20 protein-coding genes and 1 other annotated feature are annotated in these 23,160 nt (G+C 47.1%); of the genes, 12 read left to right on the top strand and 8 right to left on the bottom strand.

The window, feature by feature from the left end; all coding sequences use genetic code 11:
- Positions 1 to 9 precede the first annotated feature (9 nt).
- Positions 10 to 1,026, bottom strand: a complete 1,017-nt coding sequence (gene sohB / locus ACHA99_RS17600) for a protease SohB (protein ID WP_105252126.1) — start codon at positions 1,024 to 1,026, stop codon at positions 10 to 12.
- 111 nt (positions 1,027 to 1,137) lie between these two features.
- Positions 1,138 to 3,621: a VolA/Pla-1 family phospholipase gene (locus tag ACHA99_RS17595; protein ID WP_263236872.1), complete on the bottom strand. Its 2,484-nt coding sequence runs from the start codon at positions 3,619 to 3,621 to the stop codon at positions 1,138 to 1,140.
- 262 nt (positions 3,622 to 3,883) lie between these two features.
- On the opposite strand from ACHA99_RS17595, the gene ACHA99_RS17590 reads away from it, so the two are divergent.
- Positions 3,884 to 4,621, top strand: a complete 738-nt coding sequence (locus tag ACHA99_RS17590; RefSeq protein ID WP_105252124.1) for a YciK family oxidoreductase — start codon at positions 3,884 to 3,886, stop codon at positions 4,619 to 4,621.
- Positions 4,622 to 4,767: 146 nt separating this feature from the next.
- Here ACHA99_RS17590 and ACHA99_RS17585 read toward each other — a convergent pair whose 3' ends face one another.
- The 6 genes from ACHA99_RS17585 to ACHA99_RS17560 all read right to left on the bottom strand — a co-directional run bounded on the left by ACHA99_RS17585 (position 4,768) and on the right by ACHA99_RS17560 (position 9,729).
- Positions 4,768 to 5,733 carry an exo-alpha-sialidase gene (locus tag ACHA99_RS17585; protein WP_263175593.1) on the bottom strand — a complete coding sequence of 322 codons (966 nt, stop codon included), beginning with the start codon at positions 5,731 to 5,733 and terminating at the stop codon, positions 4,768 to 4,770.
- Between the two features lie 101 nt (positions 5,734 to 5,834).
- On the bottom strand, positions 5,835 to 6,710 hold the full coding sequence (gene rluB / locus ACHA99_RS17580) for a 23S rRNA pseudouridine(2605) synthase RluB (protein ID WP_028760991.1): 876 nt from the start codon (positions 6,708 to 6,710) through the stop codon (positions 5,835 to 5,837).
- Positions 6,707 to 7,300: an SMC-Scp complex subunit ScpB gene (gene scpB / locus ACHA99_RS17575; RefSeq protein WP_263139034.1), complete on the bottom strand. Its 594-nt coding sequence runs from the start codon at positions 7,298 to 7,300 to the stop codon at positions 6,707 to 6,709. Before scpB ends, rluB begins: the two co-directional genes overlap by 4 nt.
- A 3-nt stretch (positions 7,301 to 7,303) precedes the next feature.
- Complete coding sequence (locus tag ACHA99_RS17570; RefSeq protein ID WP_393944124.1) at positions 7,304 to 8,092, bottom strand: segregation and condensation protein A; 789 nt, start codon at positions 8,090 to 8,092, stop codon at positions 7,304 to 7,306.
- Positions 8,093 to 8,251: 159 nt separating this feature from the next.
- Entirely contained in the window at positions 8,252 to 8,872 is a 621-nt protein-coding gene (locus tag ACHA99_RS17565) for an L-threonylcarbamoyladenylate synthase (protein ID WP_028760994.1), read from the bottom strand.
- Positions 8,869 to 9,729 (bottom strand): PHP domain-containing protein, encoded by an 861-nt coding sequence (locus ACHA99_RS17560; protein ID WP_105253095.1) that lies wholly within the window; start codon positions 9,727 to 9,729, stop codon positions 8,869 to 8,871. The genes ACHA99_RS17565 and ACHA99_RS17560 overlap by 4 nt, the downstream gene beginning before the upstream one ends.
- A gap of 210 nt (positions 9,730 to 9,939) precedes the next feature.
- Positions 9,940 to 10,047: a sequence feature (Trp leader region), on the top strand.
- A 98-nt stretch (positions 10,048 to 10,145) separates the two neighbouring features.
- Here ACHA99_RS17560 and ACHA99_RS17555 point away from each other — a divergent pair.
- The 11 genes from ACHA99_RS17555 to ACHA99_RS17505 all read left to right on the top strand — a co-directional run bounded on the left by ACHA99_RS17555 (position 10,146) and on the right by ACHA99_RS17505 (position 23,119).
- Entirely contained in the window at positions 10,146 to 11,819 is a 1,674-nt protein-coding gene (locus tag ACHA99_RS17555) for an anthranilate synthase component 1 (protein WP_393944121.1), read from the top strand.
- A gap of 9 nt (positions 11,820 to 11,828) precedes the next feature.
- Positions 11,829 to 12,431 carry an aminodeoxychorismate/anthranilate synthase component II gene (locus ACHA99_RS17550; protein WP_168824192.1) on the top strand — a complete coding sequence of 201 codons (603 nt, stop codon included), beginning with the start codon at positions 11,829 to 11,831 and terminating at the stop codon, positions 12,429 to 12,431.
- Complete coding sequence (gene trpD, locus ACHA99_RS17545; RefSeq protein ID WP_028760998.1) at positions 12,428 to 13,474, top strand: anthranilate phosphoribosyltransferase; 1,047 nt, start codon at positions 12,428 to 12,430, stop codon at positions 13,472 to 13,474. Before ACHA99_RS17550 ends, trpD begins: the two co-directional genes overlap by 4 nt.
- 6 nt (positions 13,475 to 13,480) lie before the next feature.
- On the top strand, positions 13,481 to 14,959 hold the full coding sequence (gene trpCF, locus ACHA99_RS17540) for a bifunctional indole-3-glycerol-phosphate synthase TrpC/phosphoribosylanthranilate isomerase TrpF (protein WP_393944118.1): 1,479 nt from the start codon (positions 13,481 to 13,483) through the stop codon (positions 14,957 to 14,959).
- A 179-nt stretch (positions 14,960 to 15,138) separates the two neighbouring features.
- Complete coding sequence (gene trpB, locus ACHA99_RS17535; protein WP_393944116.1) at positions 15,139 to 16,329, top strand: tryptophan synthase subunit beta; 1,191 nt, start codon at positions 15,139 to 15,141, stop codon at positions 16,327 to 16,329.
- A gap of 5 nt (positions 16,330 to 16,334) precedes the next feature.
- Positions 16,335 to 17,156: a tryptophan synthase subunit alpha gene (gene trpA, locus ACHA99_RS17530; protein WP_168824199.1), complete on the top strand. Its 822-nt coding sequence runs from the start codon at positions 16,335 to 16,337 to the stop codon at positions 17,154 to 17,156.
- Between the two features lie 246 nt (positions 17,157 to 17,402).
- Positions 17,403 to 17,834, top strand: a complete 432-nt coding sequence (locus ACHA99_RS17525; protein ID WP_393944114.1) for a glycerate kinase — start codon at positions 17,403 to 17,405, stop codon at positions 17,832 to 17,834.
- Positions 17,835 to 17,905: 71 nt separating this feature from the next.
- Positions 17,906 to 18,190 carry a DUF2798 domain-containing protein gene (locus ACHA99_RS17520; protein ID WP_028761002.1) on the top strand — a complete coding sequence of 95 codons (285 nt, stop codon included), beginning with the start codon at positions 17,906 to 17,908 and terminating at the stop codon, positions 18,188 to 18,190.
- Positions 18,191 to 18,923: 733 nt separating this feature from the next.
- The gene (locus tag ACHA99_RS17515; protein ID WP_393944112.1) at positions 18,924 to 20,438 is read left to right on the top strand and encodes a lysine N(6)-hydroxylase/L-ornithine N(5)-oxygenase family protein; all 1,515 of its coding nucleotides are present in this window, start codon (positions 18,924 to 18,926) and stop codon (positions 20,436 to 20,438) included.
- A gap of 2 nt (positions 20,439 to 20,440) precedes the next feature.
- Positions 20,441 to 21,190 carry a GNAT family N-acetyltransferase gene (locus ACHA99_RS17510; protein WP_393944110.1) on the top strand — a complete coding sequence of 250 codons (750 nt, stop codon included), beginning with the start codon at positions 20,441 to 20,443 and terminating at the stop codon, positions 21,188 to 21,190.
- Entirely contained in the window at positions 21,191 to 23,119 is a 1,929-nt protein-coding gene (locus ACHA99_RS17505) for an IucA/IucC family protein (RefSeq protein ID WP_393944108.1), read from the top strand. It begins immediately after the preceding gene.
- The last annotated feature ends 41 nt before the right edge of the window (positions 23,120 to 23,160 follow it).

Raw genomic sequence — 23,160 nt, 5'->3', positions numbered from 1 at the left:
TAGACAGAATTACATAGGACGATTTTTTTCTATGAGGCGATTAAAAATAGCGTTCACAGACAAAGAGGCACCGTGGGCAATTTTATCAGCGAGTTTCTTTCTCACCTGATAACGTATCTTGTATACAGTACGCTCTGTGGCGAGTGACATTATCACATCATCGCTGGTCGAAATCGCATCAACTAAACCTAATTCAATGGCTTGCTGACCGTACCAATGCTCGCCAGTAGCGACTTTCACTAAATCCAACTCAGGGCGATACTTACCAACAAACGCTTTAAATAAGACGTGGGTTTCTTCGAGTTCCTCTTGAAACTTCTGTCTTCCCTCATCGGAGTTTTCACCAAACACTGTCAAGGTGCGTTTAAAATTACCAGCCGTATGTTGCTCATAATCAATTTCATGCTTTTTCAGCAGGCGATTAAAGTTAGGCAGTTGAGCAACAACACCAATAGAACCGACAATGGCAAAAGGTGCAGCATAAATTTTATTCGCTACACAGGCCATCATATAGCCACCACTGGCGGCGACTTTATCAACACAGACAGTCAATGGAATATCAGCTTGGCGTAAGCGATCTAACTGGCTGGAGGCTAAACCATAACCATGCACCATACCACCGCCACTCTCTACATTGACAACCACTTCATCGCCTTTTTCTGCGATAGCAATAATTGCACTGATTTCTTCACGCAGTGATGCAACCTCAGCGGCATCGATACTGCCCTTAAAATCAATCACAAACACTTTGCCCGTGCAGGCTTCATCTGCGGCCTTGTCTTTTGCCTTTTCGTCAGCTTTTAATTGCTTTTCATAGGCTTTGAATTGTTTCTTTGACAAAAGTTCTTCTTTTAAGCCATGCTTAAGTTCTTCTAACTCTTCAGACAAGTTAGTGATCCTCAGCTCGCCCTTATCTGACTTGTGTTTTACAGTGGAAGCCAACACCACAATAATAACGGCAACGATTGCGACCACTATTGTGACGGCTTTCGCCAAAAACATTCCATACTCGTATAAAAATTCCAAAGTGTTCTCCGTTAGGGCGTTACATCATTCAGTCAATTGCGCGCTATTCTAACAGCCTAAAGGCCCATAAAAAAACCCAGCAAAGGCTGGGTTTTTCCGATTAAGGCAAGATTAGTTAGGACAAGTCGCAATGACCTCACTGTTTGTCACTAAAATCGTCGCATCGCCCTTACCTGCAGTAGCTGCATAGGTTGCCACTTGAGTCTGCATTTCAACCGTGGCAGCCGCGGCCATACCATCTGTTGATTCCTTTTCTTTAGGATCAACAATCGAACTGTGGTGACCTTTAGCGAAGCGTACAACGCCATGACCTTTGCTCGTGCTATCGGCACAAGGTAGCCCGATAGCAGCGATCAGCGGCTCAGTGCCCGATAATGGGAAGTTATCGACGCGATTAGGCAGCACTTGGTCTGCTAAGTTACCGTTACCATCACCCGCCACTTCAATTAAGTGCACAGGTAAGCCAGTCGCTTTTAACATAGCAGCATGGTTAACAGGATCTGCAGAATCTACCGCTGTTTGAACCGCAAAGGCAAACGTCGGAATAAATTGGGCATACACCCCCTGCACCAGTGCCGCATATTCAGGGCTACCAGGCTCATAACCTGCTGTATTAGCCGCATCGACCTGTGCTTGGAAAGTTGCAGATGCCGTAATATTACTAAACAGCACTGGGCCAAAGGTTGCAGAACCTGCGAATGATCCTGCTAATCCACCTGCTGGCGCAACTAAGGATACAGCATTGATAGCATAAGCATTTGGCAAGGCATCGCCGGTTGCTGGATTCTTCATACCTGTGCTGGCATAGGTCGCAAAATCAGTGCCCACAATGGCGCCTAAACTCAGACCTTGAGCACTGATTTTAGTCACATCAAATACTTGCGGCTGACCTGCTTGTGCTAAGCCCTGTGCTAAGCCCGTAAGAGCAAGACGCACCCCTAAATGGTCCATCGTCGCTTGACGGAAGTTATCTCGCACCGACAAAGTGCTAGAAATATTCACAAACACCAACGGGTTACCATTTTTAAAGGCATCCGGTTTACCGACAACTGCACCGAAGGCAGGATCTGTCGCAGAGACTTCATAAATCCCATCACCGTTAGCATCGAATGAACGCGCACCGTGAAGTGGCATATCAATAGCAACAGTTGCAACCCCCATTGCCGCATACGTGCCGGCATAGGCCAATGACATTTCTTTACCGCCACCTAAACCGTGAAGGGCAATTGTTGTTGGCCAACCAGATGTAGGAGGAATAAACTCACGACCTTGCTGTTGATAAAAAGCGGCCAATTTCGTTGCATTGGGCATAGAAATCAGTACAGATACTGTTTCATAACCTTTGATTGCTGGAATAGGATTGAATTTAGTCAGATGTTTGGTTTTATCAACTGCCGTACCATCGTCTAAAACCCATGTTTTACCCGCCATTAACGAGGGATTGGCTAAAGCATCAGCAGGATTAGCAATACCATTAGCCACCGCTTGCATACCAAAATTATTCTGGCTGAGTGTGCCCGCTTGCAGTGCTAGTAGCACAGATACAGGGCTATCACCTTGTGCTTTCCAATGACCATTAATTAATGGTTTACCTTCAGCGGATAAACAACCAACTGAAGAACAATCACCGTAAATAGGCAGTTTAATTTTTGCCGTATACACATCAGCCAAGTTTGCGGCAACATAGGCAGCTCCAGCAGCTGGTGTTAAGCCCGCCACTTGTGCCACTGTCAATCCTGTTGGTGTTGGCATCTGGGCAAAGCTTGGTGCATAGGGAGCTCCCTTCGCCATCAGCAATTTGGTGGTTTCATAGACGTTAGCAACAGACTGAGTTGTAAATAAGCCAGAGTAACTGATGGTTAAAGGATCGACCTTATGGGCCGCAGCAATCCCTTTCTCATAACTGTTCACTAAGGTTTGCAGCATCAATTGGTCTGGCGTTTCTAAAGGTAACGTATTGATATCCAGCTTCAACAAACCATAGGTCGTTGAAGGAGCGATACCACGACCTTCAGAATCTTGAATAAGATTCGTTGTCGCATAAATATAAGATTGCCCAGCTTTGAGTGGCTTAAGCGGAATTATTACCACTTTTTTGCCCGAAGCGGTTGATATAAAGTCAACGCCAAACTGCAACTCAGCGCCCACTTTACAGGCTGAAACTGACGGTTTAGCCTTACATTCGGGATCAGACGATAATGCGCCGCCTACTGTAGCTTCAAACATTCTGACAGCACCCGGTTGTGCAACCGATGCCGCCATTAAGGTCAGCGGTGTACCGTCATGTTTTTTCGCCAAATCGATATCAATAGAAATAGGTGATGTCGTCGACCACCCATCTAACGCCCCAAGCGCTATTTGTGGATCAACATAATTGCCCGAGCTTTCACCCGGAATCGATAATGTGCCATCTTTGGTACCACTGAACAGCAAATCATTCGGTAATGGAACTTTTGAATTAGCAGGGTCGAACACCATGTGCGATTCAGGGATGAGCACTTCTGTCTTATCCTTGAGTTCATTAAAACTGTCCTCACCACATCCTGTGAGGCCCAGTGCAGATGCAATCGCAACACCCAAAATGAGTCTTTTCATCTTTTTTCCCCAAATCTTGTTGTAATAGTTTTGTTTTCCCCAAGAAATTAGTCACAATAGCTTTTAGATCTGTGACCAATAGGGCTTATGTTAGCCCCTAACTCATTTCAAGTTAACGTAAAAATATTGAGTTAGCCACAAGTTTGTCACAAAGATTTTAGCTATTGATAACAAAGTTTCATTCATTTGTTTGAAACATACGTTTATCACTTCGGCGACTCTAGAAGTGGCGGGCATTCTCGCCAAGAGGAAAAAGAGACTCATGTTGGAATATCAAGCAGCAAAAGATTTACTCAAGGGCAAGACGATTTTAGTCACAGGCGCTGGTGCTGGCATAGGCCGAACCGCCGCCATTGAGTTTGCAAAACACGGCGCCACTGTGATTTTACTTGGTAAAACAGTGAAAAAATTGGAAGCAGTTTACGACGTAATAGAACAAGCCGGTTATCCCAAACCTGCCATAGTGCCATTGGATCTTAAGGGCGCAACGGAACAAAATTATCGCGATATGGCCGATACCATAGCCGAGCAATTCGATCATTTAGACGGCTTATTACATAACGCTAGCTTACTCGGTGCCTTAGGTCCGTTTGAACACATAGATATTCCATCACTCGAAGACGTGCTCAAAGTGAACGTCACGGCCCAAGTCATGCTAACTAAAGCATTACTACCTGTGATGCGCCAAGCACCCAGTGCATCGATTATCTTTACGTCGAGCAGTGTGGGTCGTCAAGGCCGCGCCTATTGGGGACCTTATGCTTTCTCTAAGTTTGCAACCGAAGGCATGATGCAAGTTCTCGCCCATGAATGCGATGGCACCTCGGTTCGAGTCAACAGCATCAATCCAGGAGCTACCCGCACTGAGATGCGCGCTAAAGCCTACCCTGCTGAGAATCCACTGGATCTCAAAACCGCTGAAGAGATCATGCCGACCTATCTATATTTGATGGGTCAAGATTCTAGTGCCGTCAACGGACAGCAGTTTAACGCACAGTAATCGAATCGCTTATTGAGTTTCTGCCGGTATGATTCAGCAATATTAAAGGGCCTATTTATGGCTCTTTATTATTTTAGATATTCTCAAAATGAAACCCAGAACTTGTCGATGACATTAAGTACGACAAAGATAGCGCACCGCAAATCTTAGCTTAACTGAATTTTTGCAAAATAAATCATCGTTTTAGCTTTGGCGACTCTGTTTGACTCATCAAGCGAATTTTGTGTATCCAGCGGTGAGTCAGCTAACTCATGGCTGGAGTAATAACTTACCCACAACTCATTTCCGTCAATCACAACGCCCGCATAACTGGTATCGCCCTTCGATGGCAGTGTCAGTAGTTCTTGAACCACGCCAGTATCTGGATGAATTTCAACTAAAGCCGTTCTAACTTGTTCATCATATAAACGCACTACAGCCAACAAACGGGATTGATACATCAACATCACTGGCCCACCAATGCGCTTATCGAGTTCTTGCCATTGCCAATCAGTGAATGGCATTTGACTGCGGCCGAGTAAACCGACAAATTCTGGGCCCCATACGGGATCGCGCCTCAATAGACAAAAGCCGTTTTCTTGATGAAAAACAATGGCAGTTTCGTTGACATAACCTTGATTATTAAACACCTTTAACCAAGTCTCAAACTGCACCCCATCATCACTTTTATACAAGCGGGTATCGCCATCAGGCCCAGCGCGATAACCCACGCCATAGAGTGCATTTTGATGCTCGGTTAAGCGCCATAACCAATAGCCTTTATCCGCGACTTTTAACGCATCCGACCACGCTAGCCCATTGGCTGAGCGCCAAAGATGTGATTGTAAGCCGGACTTATCGTGTAAAGTCCCGCCGCCGAGTAAGAGTAATTCTCCTTGATACTCAATCAGTTTGCCATCGCGTAAATCCGCCTCATCCGAACGGATCAGCGCCACGCTCTGCCAAGTGTCGCCTAAATCCGCTGAGCGTAGAATTCGTAGCGCACCATCGGGTGACACATGGGCAGTCCCTTCACGGAAAACGCAAAACAGTGCCCCCTGAAACGTGATTAAATCGGTAAACGCATTATGGGCAGCGTGTTCCCAAATCCGTTTCACTGAAATTAGCTTCATCCATTCACTCCTCAATCCAACTGAGACTTGTTATAACATAGCTGCAAATAACAGAAAGCAAAAAGGCCGCTTAGCGGCCTTTTTCATTGGGATAAAACAACTTAGCTGCGCTGACGCGATGGCTTAGGTTTTCCCGATCCGGTCACTTTATGCTTACGTACGGCGCGGCGAATTTTAGCACTCTTCACCTGAGCACGGGCTACGCTGTGTTTATCGGCAGCAAGCATAGTACGAGTTTCGGGCTCAAGACCTGCCAGCTTACGCAAGTAGTTAACTTGCTCTACGGGCAATTCAACCCAGCCACCACGAGGCAGTGATTTTGGCAGTTCGACCATACCATAACGAATACGGATCAAACGGCTCACTTGCACTTCTTGGGATTCCCACAAACGGCGCACTTCACGGTTGCGACCTTCGCGTAAACACACATGCCACCACTGGTTCATGCCTTCGCCGCCCGCTGGTTTGATGCTATCAAACTGCGCAGGGCCGTCTTCTAACATGACGCCAGTACGTAAACGTTGCACTGTCGCCTCAGGGATTTCACCAAAGGTACGCACTGCGTATTCGCGGTCGACTTCGTTCGATGGATGCATTAAACGGTTCGCCAACTCACCATCTGACGTAAACAACAATAAGCCTGAGGTGTTAATGTCTAAACGACCAACCGCTACCCAGCGTGAATCACGCACTTTAGGTAAGCGATCGAATACCGTTGGACGGCCTTCAGGATCTTTACGACTACAAATTTCGCCTTCAGGTTTATGATATGCCAGCACACGGCAAATCACATCTTCGGCAGACTTTAACGAAATGGCTCTGCCATCGATACGCACTTTAGCATCAGCTTCAATACGATCCCCAAGGCTAGCAATTTCACCATCAATACTAACTCGGCCTGCAGCAATCCATGCCTCCATCTCACGACGGGAGCCATGGCCTGCACGGGCCAAGACTTTCTGCAATTTTTCACTCATTTAGTATTTTGCTCTTCTGACTGTTCTGGCGTTGATTTCAAACCTGAAAAAACCGCCTGCAATGACTCAGTATCCGACAACGGCGGTAAATCCGCTAAGGTATCTAAGCCAAAATATGCTAAAAATTCTAAGGTAGTGGCATATAACGCGGGTCGCCCCGGTACTTCTTTATGGCCAACTACTTTAATCCAATGTCTATCTGACAAACTTTTTATGATGTGACTACTAATGGCCACACCGCGCACCTGCTCAATATCGCCGCGAGTCACAGGTTGACGATAAGCAATCACCGCCAAGGTTTCTAATGTCGCACGCGAATATTTAGGCGCCTTTTCTTGCCACAGAGGCTGCAAAAAAGGACTCAAGACTTCTAAGGTCTGGAAGCGATAACCTCCAGCGACTTTCACAAGTTGCACACCTCTGTCTTGATAATCCTGCTGCAGCTCATCCAATGCAGCTTTTATTTTGTCTCTAGAAACCGTGAAATCCACCAATACAGTGTCTTTCAACATTTTCGCCGACAAGGGTTTCCCCAATACAAACAAACTCGCTTCAATAAGCTGTTTTAATTGAGTCGGATTTATCTGCATCAATTAATAGGCCTTAACGTAAATAGTTGAAAACGGCTCTGTTTGGTACAATTCGACCAATAATTCTTTGACTAATTCCATCAAAGCTAAGAAGGTGACTACCACGCCGGCACGGCCTTCTTCTAGGGTAAATAAACGTTCAAATACCGTAAAATCTTCCGAGTTCAACATGGCTAAAATCTGGCTCATGCGCTCACGAGTCGATAACTGTTCACGCTTAACATGATGATCTTCATAGGCATCGATACGTTTGAGTACATCACCAAAGGCGCGGGCAATTTCAAACAACGAAACTTCTGGCGGGATCATTAACGGCTTAATGTCGGGTGCTGCCACTGCTTTGGCTTGAAATACATCCCGCTCGAGCCGCGGTAAATCATCGAGTTTTTGCGACGCTTCTTTAATCACTTCATAGGCTTTAAGCTGCCGAATAAGCTGTGCCCGTGGATCTTCCTCAACCTCATCTTCGGCCACCATACGCGGCAGCAGCAAACGGGATTTAATCTCGGCAAGCGTTGCCGCCATTACTAAGTAATCGGCAGCAAGTTCGATTCGAGCCTGAGTCAGCAACGTAATATATTCTAAATACTGCGCGGTGATTTGCTGAATGGGTAAATCGACAACGTCTAATTTTTGCTTACGGATCAAATATAAAAGTAAATCCAATGGCCCTTCAAAGGACTCGAGGAACACTTCCAATGCCTCAGGCGGAATAAACAAATCCAGCGGCATTTCGGTCATTGCCTGACCACGAATAACGGCTAAGGGTAAACTCTGTTGCGTGCCCTGCATCCGCTATCTTGCTCCGTTAACACTGCGCTATCCAACCTAGGTTAACGCCAAACGCGCGATTATACCTGTAAATCTACGGCGATAAAACTGCCAAATGTTGACTACCACTATCCGAATCACTTACCCGCATCCATTAGCGATAAATCTAATGCGGCAGATTTAGAGGAACGGCGTGATATCACCCGCGCCTTCACGTAAAATCTCGGCGCCATCTTCAGACATATCAATCACTGTCGTCGGTTTTTCACCTAAATAACCGCCATGGATAATCACATCCACTTGATGCTCGAGCAAATCGCGAATTTGTTCAGGATCAGACTCGGCAAATTCTGCATTTGGCATCACTAAACTGGTCGACATCAGCGGCGCATCTAAGGCTTCAAGCAACGCCAGTGCGATCACATTGTCGGGCACACGAATACCTATGGTCTTTTTCTTGTCATTTTGTAAGCGACGCGGTACTTCTTTAGTCGCTTTGAAAATGAACGTATAAGGCCCAGGCGTGCAACTTTTTAGGATGCGATACGCCTGATTATCCACTTTAGCGTAAGTCGCAAGTTCGGATAAATCACGGCACATCAAGGAAAAGTTATGATCGTTCTCAATTTGACGAATTCTCGCCATCCGCGTCATCGCGTCTTTCTCACCAATCAAGCAGCCTAAGGCATAGCCCGAATCGGTGGGATAAACAATCACACCGCCGCTTTTCAATACGGCGACCGCCTGACTAATAAGCCGCGTTTGCGGATTTACTTCATGTACATAAAAAAACTGACTCATGGTCGTTCCATCCAAGATTCCGATTGCCAGACCCAATCAATACCTTGGGGCTGATACAGATTTTTACCTAATTCTATCCAATTGCTCGGAAAGTGAAAATCACTCCCTATCGATGCAAGCAACTGGTTTTGGACACTCAGCGCCACAAGATTGGCCCTGTCGTCTAACGTTTGCTGGCCAAGCACCACTTCCATGGCATCTCCACCCGCTTCTTTAAATTCACGCACTAAGCGCTTAAGCCACTTAGCCGATAACTTATAACCACTGGGATGCGCCAACACGGCTAATCCACCTGCGTTATGGATGATATCAATGGCACTGGCCATATCACCCCAATTATTAGGCACATAACCGGTTTTACCGCGTGCAAGGTAGCGTTTAAAGACGCTGGGCATATCCACAGCATGACCATTTTCAGCCATCCAGCGAGCGTAATGTCCACGGCTCAATGCCGCATCACCCGCCAACGCCTTAGCACCTTCGTAGGCACCTTCAATGCCGGCTTTAGCTAATCTATGGCCAATTTCTTGAGCACGTAATTCACGTAATTCACGCTGGTTTTCTAAAAATGCTAATAACGCTGGATTATCAGCATCGAAGTTAAGCGCCACTATGTGGATATCATAACTGTTCCAGCGAGTAGATATTTCCACGCCAGAAATCAATTTCAATGGAGTAGCTTGCGCCTGATTAAAGGCACGGGCTTCAGGTAAACCAGCCACTGTGTCGTGATCGGTAATGGCAAATAACTGCACCCCCTTTTCAAGGGCTCTTGCCACCAATTCAGACGGCGTTAACTGACCATCGGACGCGGTCGTGTGGCTGTGTAGATCAGCCAATATGCTTTGAGTATTCATGGCGCTATTGTACGCGAATTTGTTAACAAATGCGCTGCTATCTCGTATTTTGTGGCTGAGTAACATCAATTTTATGCATCATTGCAGCGAATAAATCGCAGGAAGTGAAAAATATTCAATTGACATTCAGCTCCAGCTAAGGTTTTCTATACATCAATTAACGAATTAGCGAGACCCTTTTAAATGACACACATTAACGCTTCATTAAACATCATTTGGTGGTGGCACTTCCCAACGTAGCGGGTGGTGTGAAGCTCTGTGCTCATTTGAAAGTGACCAGAATCAACAAGAAGCCCGCAGAAATGCGGGCTTTTTTGTTAGGTGCGAAAAATGTCGGCAGACTCGGGTAACAAGATTAAGAAAGCGAGATAACTCATGATGTTAAAGACATTTTATCAGGTAGCTGGAGTATGAACATGCCCAAACAGACATTCGCACGCTCAAGCACACTCAAGGCGGCATTAACCTACCACAGCGATCCACTACGCTTATATCAGCACATCACCCAAGATGCGCCCCATACTATGTTGCTCGAATCGGCCGAAATCGACAGTAAAGATCACTTAAAAAGCATGGTAATGACCCATGCCGCCATGATGATCCGCTGTGACGGTTATCAGCTGACCTTCACCGCACTGACCGACAATGGCGCGAGCTTACTTGATCCCATCGAGCTCTTTTTCAGTACTGCTGTCAATGTCGCCCGAGATAACTTGACCTTAGTGGTCACACTGCAAAAAGACACTCAGCTGCAGGATGAAGATGCACGCTTAAAATCGACCTCGCCACTCGATGGCCTGCGGATGTTTATCCAGCAGATTAATTGTGGCGCTCATACTGACAGCCAGACTAAACCCGCCTTTGAGGATCTGTTTTTAGGTGGCGTGCTGGCCTACGACTTGATTGATACCGTTGAACCACTGCCCGCCGTACCGAACCGCGATAACGATTGCCCTGACTACTTATTTTACCTCGCTGAAACCTTAATCCTTATCGATCATAAACAGAAACAAGCCGACATCATTACCCATAACTTCAGTCACGATTCAGCTCAATATGCCGCCATAACCGCAACGCTAAGTGAGCGGGTACAAAGTTTAACTGCAGAGTGTAAAACCTTCGGTAATTCACCTGCCGATATACCGACACTGGTCGCCATCGACGCAACTGAGCAAGTCAATATTTCCGATGAGGTGTTCAAACAAACCATTATCGATTTGAAAGAACACATTATTGCGGGCGATATTTTCCAAGTAGTGCCATCCCGTAGCTTTAGTTTGCCTTGCCCGAATACTTTAGGGGCTTATCGTGCCCTGCGCCTGACTAACCCTAGCCCTTACATGTTTTATTTCAGAGGCCAAGATTTCACGCTTTTTGGTGCCTCACCAGAAAGTGCGCTCAAATTTGATGCCAGCAGTAATCAAGTCGAAGTCTACCCAATTGCTGGCACCCGCAAACGCGGCAAAACCACAACGGGCGAGATTGATTTTGACTTAGACAGCCGTATTGAACTTGAACTGCGTTTAGATAAAAAAGAACTGTCGGAACACTTAATGCTGGTCGATTTAGCGCGCAACGATATCGCACGCATCAGCCAAAGCGGCAGCCGCAAAGTCGCCGAATTATTAAAAGTTGACCGTTATTCCCACGTGATGCACCTCGTCAGCCGCGTAACGGGGCAATTACGCCAAGATTTAGATGCCCTGCATGCTTATCAAGCCTGCATGAATATGGGTACTTTAGTCGGCGCACCAAAAGTACGTGCATCACAACTGGTACGCCAAGCGGAAAAAGCCCGTCGTGGCAGTTATGGCGGCGCTGTGGGTTACCTTAATGCCCTTGGTGACATGGACACTTGCATCGTTATCCGCTCCGCCTTTGTTAAAAATGGCACCGCCTTTATTCAAGCGGGCGCGGGCGTGGTATTTGATTCGGATCCCCAAAGCGAGGCAGATGAAACCCGTCAAAAAGCCCAAGCCGTGATTTCAGCCATAAAAATGGGCGCTGGACTGCAAGTAACTGAATCACCAGTGAATGAATCGTCAGCTCAATCCACTTCAGCACAATCCTCTTCTGTGCAATATAAATAGGAGCCAAACATGAAACTCTATCTACTCGATAACTTTGACTCCTTTACCTATAACCTAGTGGATCAATTTCGCAGCCTTGGCTGTGAAGTGGTGATTTACCGCAACGATGTTGCCGCCGATTATATAGCTGAAAAACTGCTTAACGAACAAGAGCCTGCAGCCCTCGTGTTATCACCAGGACCAGGTGCGCCCCATGAGGCAGGCTCTATGATGGCACTTATCGCCAAAGTTGCGGGTAAGGTGCCTATGCTGGGTATCTGCCTTGGGCATCAAGCCATGGTGGAATATTACGGCGGCACAGTGGCACGCGCACCTTTTGTGGTACACGGCAAGGCAAGCCCCACTTTCCATGACGGTACTGGCGTATTTGCTGGTTTGCCCTCTCCCCTGCCCGTTGCCCGCTATCACAGTCTCGTTGCCACTCAAGTACCGGATTGCTTGCAAGTGATTGCAACCACTGACGCTATGCCGATGGCAATTTTGCACCCTGAGCATAGAGCCGTTGGGTTTCAGTTCCACCCAGAATCCATTCTGACAACGTTGGGCAGCACACTGCTCATTCAAACCTTGGCATTTCTGACCCAAGACATGACAGCAGGAGTAAATGCATGAGTACAAACAATATTCAGCCTTTACTCGACGTTTTATACCAAGGTAAGAGTTTAAGTCGCGAGCACACCTTTGAGATTTTTAGCGCGTTAATTCGCGGTGAAATGAGTGAAGCCACTATGGCTGGAATGTTAGTCGCGCTCAAGATGCGCGGCGAAACCATTGATGAAATCAGCGGCGCCGCCGATGCGATGCGCGCCGCTGCCAAGACGTTTCCCTACTCGAATGGCGATAACCTTAGCAATGGCATCGTTGATATCGTTGGCACCGGTGGCGATGGCTTTAATACCATTAATATTTCCACCACTGCGGCCTTTGTTGCCGCGGCGGCGGGCGCCAAGGTCGCCAAACACGGCAATCGTAGCGTGTCGAGTAAATCGGGTTCATCGGATCTTTTGGCGCAGTTTGGCATCGACTTAACCATGTCACCAGACACCGCCAGTCGTTGCCTCGACGCATTGAACCTGTGCTTTTTATTTGCGCCCCACTACCACGGCGGAGTAAAGCATGCGGGGCCGGTCAGGCAAGCACTGAAAACGCGCACTTTATTCAATGTGTTAGGGCCACTTATCAATCCCGCCCGCCCCGAATTTATGTTACTTGGCGTGTATAGCCCTGAGTTAGTCTTACCAATAGCAAAAGTATTAAAGGCGCTTGGCACAAAACGCGCTATGGTAGTGCACGGCAGTGGTTTAGATGAAGTCGCGCTGCACGGCAACACCCAAGTGGCCGAATTAAAAGACGGCGACATCATAGAGTATCAACTCACGCCCGCCGATTTAGGTGTGCCTTTAGCACAAATCAGTGACTTAGAAGGCGGCGAACCCGCGCAGAATGCCTTGATCACCGAGGCAATTTTAAAAGGTTACGGCACAGATGCGCATGCCAATGCGGTCGCCATTAATGCCGGTTGTGCTTTATATGTGTGTGGGATTGCTGATTCAGTGAAAACAGGAACCTTACTTGCGCTCAGTACCATACAAAGCGGTAAAGCCTTTGAATTGTTAAGCCAATTAGCTAAAGTCAGCAGTGAAACAAAGGAATAAGTGGCAATGACTCAAGAACTGATAACAAATAGCCAAGATATGAGAACTCAGCCACAGGCAGAAACAAACCCTATGCCAAAAAGTAATGTGTTAACCCGTATAGTCGATACCAAAGCGGCCCATATTGCCGCCCTGAAGCTGCGTTTCCCCGAGGCAAGCTTGTCGCCAAAAATCTCTGACCGCAGTTTATTTGCTGCACTCAAGGCGCCCAAGGCGGGTTACATTTTAGAATGTAAAAAAGCCAGCCCCTCTAAAGGGCTTATCCGCGATGTTTTTGATGTAGAAGCCATTGCCGATATTTACGGAAAATATGCGGCGGGCATTTCGGTATTAACCGACGAGCAGTTTTTCCAAGGGGATATGGACTATATCCCTAAGGTGCGCGCTCGGGTGAACCAACCAATTCTGTGCAAAGATTTTTTTGTCGATGAATACCAAATTAAACTCGCCGCCCACCAAGGCGCCGATGCCATTCTGTTAATGCTATCCGTACTCGATGATGCACAATATCACCGCCTAGCGAAAGAAGCCGCTAAGTATCAACTCGATGTGCTGACCGAAGTCAGTAATGATGTGGAACTTAAACGCGCCATCGCATTAGATGCGCCGATTATCGGGATCAATAACCGTAACTTAAGGGATTTGAGTACCGATCTCGCCACCACAGAAGCCTTAGCGCCACACATTGGCAGCGACCGCGTGGTGATCAGCGAATCAGGCATCTACAACAATCAGCAAGTACGCCGCCTGAGTCCGTTGGTCGATGGTTTCCTCGTCGGCAGCTCAATTATGGCCGAGGCTGATATCGACTTAGCCTGCCGTAAATTGATCTTCGGTCACAATAAAGTCTGCGGCCTCACCCGCATGGAAGATATTCGCGCCGCAGCAACAGCAGGCGCCGTCTATGCCGGGCTGATTTTTGCCGAAAAATCCCCGCGCGCGTTAACCCTTAACGCCGCTGAACAATTGCTCAGGGAATATCGCGCATCCGCGGCTCCCGCCATTGAATTCGTCGGCGTGTTTGTTAATGCCGCGCCAAGCACCATTACGGATATCGCAGCCCGTTTGCAGTTATCTGCCGTACAGCTGCATGGCACTGAAACTGAACTTGAAATCGCACAACTCGCAGAGCGACTTGAGCAAGCGGGACTCACAACTCAAATTTGGAAAGCCGTCAGCGTCGATGCGCAAACGGGTGAGCTTGGTAACTTACCTCAGGGAGCATCGCGATATCTCTTTGATAGTAAAACGGCAGACCAATTTGGCGGCTCGGGCCAAGCCTTTAATTGGCAAAGCATTGATGCGAAATCCCTCTGCCCACAAAAAGCCCATGCCATGTTGGCGGGCGGACTCAACGCCGACAATGCGGCCAGTGCCAATGCCCAAGGATTTTACGGTTTAGATTTTAATTCTGGCCTAGAAACCGCCGCAGGAATTAAATCGGCGCAACTGATCCAAACGGCTTTTGCCCATTTACGTCTCTAGCCTATCGCGCTAAGCAAGAAGCCCTAGATGCTGTTAGTGCTCGACAAGCGTGATGCTCAACAAACAATATGAACCTATTAATCCCAGTAGCCAAATAGATAACGATGCGGTTAACCCCAAGACGCTGTTAGCACAATCGAAGCCACTGACAAACTGATTGATAAGATAAGGAAAAAGGTATGTCAAAGTTAAAGCTTAACCCTTATTTCGGCGAATACGGCGGCATGTATGTGCCACAGATTTTAGTGCCAGCCCTTAAGCAATTAGAAACTGCCTTTGTGGAAGCGCAGGAAGATGAAGACTTTAAAGCCGAGTTTACCGATTTACTGAAGAACTACGCAGGTCGCCCAACAGCACTGACCTTAACCCGCAATTTAAGCCCAAATCCTATGGTGAAAATCTACCTTAAACGGGAAGATTTACTCCACGGCGGTGCCCATAAAACTAACCAAGTGTTAGGCCAAGCCCTCCTTGCTAAGCGCATGGGTAAAAAAGAAATTATTGCCGAAACTGGCGCAGGACAACACGGCGTTGCCACCGCCCTTGCCTGCGCGCTGTTAGGCTTAAAATGTAAAGTCTATATGGGTGCCAAAGACGTTGCGCGCCAATCACCTAACGTATTTAGAATGCGTTTGATGGGCGCGGAAGTAATCCCTGTCACCTCAGGTTCTGCCACCCTAAAAGATGCCTGTAACGAGGCGATGCGCGACTGGTCTGGCAGCTACGAAAAAGCCCACTATCTTCTGGGCACGGCTGCGGGGCCACATCCGTTCCCAACCATAGTGCGTGAATTCCAACGCATTATTGGCGAAGAAACCAAGAAGCAAATGCTGGAACGTGAAGGTCGCCTGCCCGATGCCGTTATCGCTTGTGTTGGCGGCGGTTCCAACGCTATCGGCATTTTTGCTGACTTTATCGACGAACCAAGTGTCGAACTGATTGGCGTCGAACCTGCGGGTAAAGGCATAGACACGCCAATGCACGGCGCGCCGCTTAAACACGGTAAGACAGGTATTTTCTTCGGTATGAAAGCGCCTTTGATGCAAGACAGCGAAGGGCAAATTGAAGAATCTTACTCGATTTCAGCCGGATTGGACTTCCCCTCCGTTGGCCCGCAGCACGCGCATCTTAATGCTACAGGCCGCGCCCGTTATGAATCGGCTACCGACGATGAAGCCTTAGAAGCCTTCCAACAACTGGCGCGCTGTGAAGGGATTATCCCCGCATTAGAATCAGCGCATGCTATCGCCTATGCCGTCAAAATGGCGCGCGAGTGCACCAAAGAAACCATTTTAGTGGTCAATCTTTCCGGTCGTGGCGACAAAGATATTTTCACCGTTTCTGACATTTTGAATGGTAAAGAGGAATAATAAACATGAGTGACACGTCTACCAACACTGGCCGTTACCAAGCCACCTTTGCCAAACTCAAAACTGAAGGCCGTGGCGCTTTTGTCCCCTTCGTCACCCTTGGCGATCCTAGCCCTGAGTTATCGCTAAAAATTATCGATACCTTAGTGCAAAACGGCGCCGATGCCTTAGAACTGGGCTTTCCGTTTTCCGATCCCTTGGCCGATGGCCCAGTGATCCAAGGCGCTAACCTGCGTTCTTTAGCCGCAGGCACGACTCCAACGGCGTGTTTTGAATTACTGGCGCAAGTGCGTGCAAAATACCCAGAACTACCAATCGGTTTGCTGCTGTATGCGAACTTGGTGTTTGCTAACGGCATAGATGCGTTTTACGCCAAAGCGCAGCAAGCGGGCGTTGATTCAGTGCTTATCGCCGATGTACCAGTAGAAGAATCAGCGCCCTTTAGCGAAGCCGCTAAAGCCCATGGTATTGCGCCGATTTTTATCGCGCCGCCCAATGCCGACAGTGAAACCCTTGAGCAAGTGAGTAAAAGTGGTGAAGGTTACACCTATCTCTTATCCCGCGCGGGAGTCACAGGCACAGACACGAAAGCTGGCGTGCCGGTAGAGGAAATTTTATCTAAATTAAAAGCCTTTAACGCCCCACCACCGCTCCTCGGTTTTGGTATTGCCGAACCTTCACAGGTAAGTGCCGCCATCAAAGCGGGCGCTGCGGGTGCGATTTCTGGCTCTGCTGTAGTAAAAATTATCGAAACCCACCAGCACGATGAAGTTAAGCTACTTGCAACGCTTGGGGAATTTACTCGCGCAATGAAGGCTGCAACCTAAGCGAGTCTTGATTTAAATAATCCAATATAAATCAAGAATTCAATTACAAATAAAATAAGTGAGGTAGACTCGTCGCCTCGCTTATTTTGTTTGTATTTACCAAGCTCTATGTTTACTCAGCCTTTATCTCCCTCAAACACTATCTATCAAGGCAATACTGACACTCACGCAGTACTACACTGACAGCGTATTTATTTAGTCACAGTTCCTCGATAGAATGCCCTATCGAAGAAAAACGGACTTTTTATGCAGTATCGGATCTATATTCTCGAATTAACGCCTTGGGGCTGTGGTTTTGAAGGTGAAGTTGCAGGTAAATGCGATAATGGTGCGCCAATTTGGTTTTACTACCAAGGTAGCGATCAGCAGGCCGAAATTCGCTTTCCGGTTAACCAATGGGTCACAATTGAGTTGCTTGGCCGATTAGCGAGTGCCAGTCTTCAAGCTGATATGATTAAACAAACGCCACACCAGCATCTGAAATTCCCGTTGCATAACTGTCACTTTGAAGCTTCGGGACAAATCATCGACATCAGCCAAACACCCGAAGATACGATTTACCTGTTGCAATCAAACTTACCGCTCCCCTTCGATAATGAACTGGGAAAATCCCCTATCTCACTCAGTGACTGGGTCAATGTAACAGGCGAGCTTTGGGTAACAAATTGGATGAATTGAGTCGATATAAAAAGGTATAGTGCTAGCCTGTAACAAATCATTCGCCTGATACATATCCATTAGAGGATCCGATGACCATTTCTAAATCTTTACCCGATAACAAACCTCGTACTTTTTTGGGAACACCCAAATTACCGGCCAAGTATGCCACGGTTGTAATGCCATTTTTTCTCTCTATTCTCATGAGTTGTATCGTTTCTGGGATCAGCACTTTCAATGGCGTTGGCGCTTCACCGCAATTTCTCGAACTCTGGCTCGGCGCTTGGCTGATCTCATGGGTTGTCGCCTTTCCGACACTGCTGATGGTGTTACCTTTGGTGCGTAAAATCACAGCTCATTTTGTCGATTTACGCTAGTTTTACGACTTAATCTTCCGATTTAACTATTTTATTTCAAAGCCGTTTTAGGACGGCTTTATCTTGAACTCCTTCTCTTATGCGTACAGCGACTAAAAATTACATCGATAATTGCTCGATCTGTTACCCTGCCCATACTCACTTAAACTAAAACAGTACGACCTACATCATACCAATCGTATTAAATCAAAGCGCTCATTGAGCCCCCTATCCACGCTTTACAATGGATTTACACTGACCGTTTAGCGGCACCTATGTTTATTGTATAAGGATGACATGACTCCCACCTAAATCAATTTTCCTCTGCTCTCGAACCAACTCAAGCATTAATGTAACCCACTGTATTTATATATTTTATAAAAATAGAGCTCGTAAAACCCTAAATGATACATCCCTAAAACTCTGCCTAATTATCACCCCTTTATCACTTACTTATTTGTACTATTAACCGTATCCGCCCCCCTTATTTATCAGTTAAAAGTATTAACCTACAGCCCCACCCAAATGAGAATGGTTTGCATTTGAATATTTTCACATGCTAATTTACCTACCGTTGTCGGGACAGAGACAGCAGGAAATGGCCTAAGGACTGAGCTAAAAATAGCAAGTTGATCAACGCAAGATAAATAGCCAAACAGTCTATTTTGATAACCGCATTCACTTTGGTTTGCGTCCTTAGGTAACTGATTACTGGATCGGCAACGCGCAGTAGCATGTTGCCAAGGAGGCGTAAGTGAGTACACAGCAAAGGGAAATGGATCGCGAAATCTTTGATCTACTTGGCATAGGCATTGGCCCATTCAATCTTGGCCTCGCCGCCTTATCAGAACCTATTGACGGCTTTAACTGCTTATTTTTAGATGCTAAAACCAGTTTTGACTGGCATCCAGGCATGCTACTCAAATCCTCAAGATTGCAAACACCCTTTATGTCGGATCTGGTGACTATGGCCGATCCCACCAGCCGCTACAGTTACCTTAATTTTGCCAAGCAAACGGGCAGACTTTATCCCTTTTATATTCGTGAGAATTTCTTTTTACCCCGCCACGAATACAACTTGTATTGCCAATGGGTGAGCCAACAACTCAGCAACCTTAAATTTGGTTTTAAGGTCACTCAAGTGGATTACAACGCAGGTGAAAGTATTTATCGAGTTACAGGTTTTGATAGGCGCAGTGGTAAAACCCATACCTATCAATGCCGAAAGCTAGTGCTAGGCACTGGCACTGAACCTTATCTACCAAAGGATTGCCCAATCCAAGATGCACGGGTCATGCATACCGCCAGTTATATGCAGCAAAAAACCTACCTGCAGAGTCAGAGTGCCATCACAGTAATTGGTAGTGGCCAGAGTGCGGCGGAAGTGTTTTACGATCTACTGCAAGATATTGATACCTATGGTTATCAACTCAATTGGATGACACGATCAGCGCGTTTTTATCCCTTGGAATATACCAAGCTTACTTTAGAGATGACCTCGCCAGATTATGTCGATTACTTCCACGAGTTGACCCCTAATCAAAGATGCTCACTGATCGCCAGCCAGAAACAGCTCTACAAAGGGATAAATTCTGAGCTGATAAACGACATTTACGATTTGTTATATCAAAAGCGCCTATTGGCCGATTTTCAATGCCGACTGATGACGAATGCGGCGCTGACTCATATCGAGCCCCAAGCCAATATGCTCAAGTTGCATTTCCACCACAATGAAAAAAATCACACCTTTGAGCAAGAAACGGGCGCCGTCATTTTAGGCACAGGTTACCACTATCGTTTACCCGAGTTTATCAGTGGTATTAAACAACAAGTCGAATTCGATGACGCCGGACAACTTAGCGTGCAGCGTGATTACAGCATAGATATTCGGGGGGATATTTTTGTCCAGAATGTCGGTTTGCATACCCATGGGATAAGCTCTCCAGATCTGGGTATGGGCTGTTATCGCAACGGCACCATCTTAAAAGCCGTGCTCGGTTATGCGCCCTACCACATTGAGGAACATATCGCGTTTCAAACCTTCGATCCGGCCAAACTTGCCAGTCATCAGCCCTGCGGCGCCAATGCAATTAACACGTTGGATCTTAATCCAAGACATTTTCCTAAGGCGCCACACAGAAAAACTCAAGTTGATGCGCCACAAACTATCCCTCCAACCAAGATTCCAAGTTCTGGCACAAGTTCAACCGTGAGTTCAGGCGCGGGAACCAATATGCCGGTCTTAATGGCGCCGAACCAGGAGGCATAATAATGGCAAGCCAATTTAGCAACCATTGTTTAACGCAACTATCCGCTATTTCGAGCATTAATGGTTTTCAGTTCAGAGCGTTAGACCTTACACAAGACATTTCAACACTACAGTCTTGGTTTAACCAAGATTACGCCAAGTTTTGGGGTATGCAGGACTTGAACCTTGATGCCATAAAAAATCTGTTAGCAACAACAGAACACAAGTTTGCCTTGATAGGTGAATGGCAGGCCAAAGCGCTATTTATGGTGGAACTCTACGATCCCGTCCACGATGAAGTCGGTCAGCACTATCGTGTTGCGCCGGGTGATTGTGGTATGCATCTGATTATCGCGCCGCCAGATGGCAAACCCGTCAGCGGCTTATCCTTGAAGGTGATGGATGCGATAGCGCAGCTCGTGCTTGAAAAACTAGCCTTTAATCGCCTCGTGGTTGAACCCGATCAACTCAATAGCAAAATTCATCGCTTAAATAGCCTGATAGGCATTCGCTATGAAAAAGCGATTCAATTAAGCACTAAAGCTGCTTTCCTCGGATTTTGCACTGCGGCCCAGCGCCTTCGACCATCGAGCACGCCCTCTTTGACGAGTCTAGCCCAAACAACCTCAGCCCTGCCAAGCTCAGATCAGTCAATGCCTGCTCTGCCAAACTTAGCAGAACAATACTTAGCAAGCCCAACCCTAGCAAAGTCAAGCTCGCTCACAGCACCAGTAGCCTCTCCCATAACATTATCGACTCTTCAGGTGAATTAGATGAACTTACCCACAAAAGCCTTATTAATGAACCCATTGCCAACGCAAGATCATCATGACCAAGCAGTACATGCTCAGCAAAGCTCGGCGCTGTCGACAACATCGACTTCTATGCCAGAGCATTTAACCCCCGCCTATTGGCAAGCGGCTAATCGTCATTTAGTGAAGAAAATCCTCTGCGAATTCACCCACGAGAAGCTCATTACGCCTACCCTATACGGGCAAAAAGCGGGGCTCAATCACTATGAACTCAGGCTCAAAGACAGCACTTATTATTTTAGTGCACGACATTATCAGCTCGATCATCTTGCTATCGATGCTGATTCCATCCGCGTTTCACTTGCAGGACAAGAGCAAATCCTCGATGCGATGTCGCTGATCATTTCCCTTAAAAATGACTTAGGGATCAGCGAAACCTTACTACCAACCTATTTAGAAGAAATCACCAGCACCCTCTACAGCAAGGCGTACAAGTTAGCGCATCAGGCGATTCCCGCAGCCACGCTGGCGCGAGCCGATTATCAGAGCATAGAAGCGGGTATGACAGAAGGTCATCCGGTGTTTATTGCCAATAATGGCCGGATTGGTTTTGATATGCAGGATTACCGTCAATTTGCCCCAGAAAGCGCAATGCCGATGCAGTTAGTCTGGCTTGGAGTCCGCAAACACAAAACCACGTTTGCCGCCCTCGAAAACTTGAGTCACGACGCATTACTAAAGGAAGAGCTTGGCCAGCAGTTCACTGACTTCCAACAATGCCTTAAAACCCAGCAGCATGATCCACAGGACTTCTACTTTATGCCAGTGCACCCTTGGCAGTGGCGTGAAAAAATCGCCCGCGTCTTTGCCGGCGACATAGCCCGTGGCGATCTGGTTTATCTTGGTGAAGGCAATGAGCAATACCAAGTGCAGCAATCGATACGCACTTTCTTCAATCTTGCATCACCGCAAAAGTGCTACGTCAAAACCGCGCTTTCTATCCTAAATATGGGCTTTATGCGTGGTCTATCGCCCCTTTACATGAGCTGCACACCGCAGATCAATGCTTGGGTTGCAAACTTGGTTGAAAACGATCCTTACTTTGCCCAACAAGGCTTTGTGATCCTGAAGGAAATTGCCGCCATAGGTTACCACCACCATTATTACGAGCAGGCACTCACCCAAGACAGCGCCTACAAAAAAATGCTTTCTGCCCTGTGGCGCGAAAGCCCACTGCCACACATTGAGCCTAAGCAAAATCTGATGACCATGGCTGCGCTACTGCATACTGATCATGAAGATAAGGCCCTTATTGCAGCCTTGATAGCCGCCTCTGGCTTACCAGCAAAGGATTGGGTCAGTCGCTACTTAAACCTGTATTTATCGCCGCTGTTACATGCCTTTTTCGCCTACGATCTGGTCTTTATGCCCCATGGTGAAAACATGATCTTAGTGCTCGATGAATATGTGCCAGTCAAGATTTTGATGAAAGACATAGGCGAAGAAGTCGCGGTACTCAATGGCGCGAAGCCGCTACCTGATGATGTAAAACGCCTTGCGGTGAGCCTTGAAGAAGAGATGAAACTTAACTACATCTTACTGGATATTTTTGACTGTATTTTTCGCTATTTAGCACCGCTGCTCGATGAGCAAACCAGTGTCAGTGAAAGCCAATTCTGGGAGTTAGTGGCGGACAATGTACGTGATTACCAAGCCCAGCATCCACATTTGGCCGACAAGTTTGCCCAATACGATCTGTTTAAGGACAGCTTTGTACGCACGTGCCTCAATCGTATCCAATTGAATAATAACCAACAAATGATAGACCTCGCCGACAGGGAGAAAAACCTGCGTTTCGCCGGCGGCATCGACAATCCCTTGGCGGCCTTTAGACAAAGCCATGCCTTTAAGCGCCCTATGCTTAGCAGCGCTGAGCAAAGGACACGTTAACACACCACAAAGTGGATAACCCCGAAACTTTAGCATGGGCC

Origin of the sequence: Shewanella sp. S23-S33 (assembly GCF_043359565.1) — a bacterium.
Classification (GTDB): Bacteria; Pseudomonadota; Gammaproteobacteria; order Enterobacterales; family Shewanellaceae; genus Shewanella; species Shewanella oncorhynchi.
The sequence above is the reverse complement of the archived record's forward strand: the minus strand, read 5'-3'. Positions and strand labels throughout refer to the sequence as shown.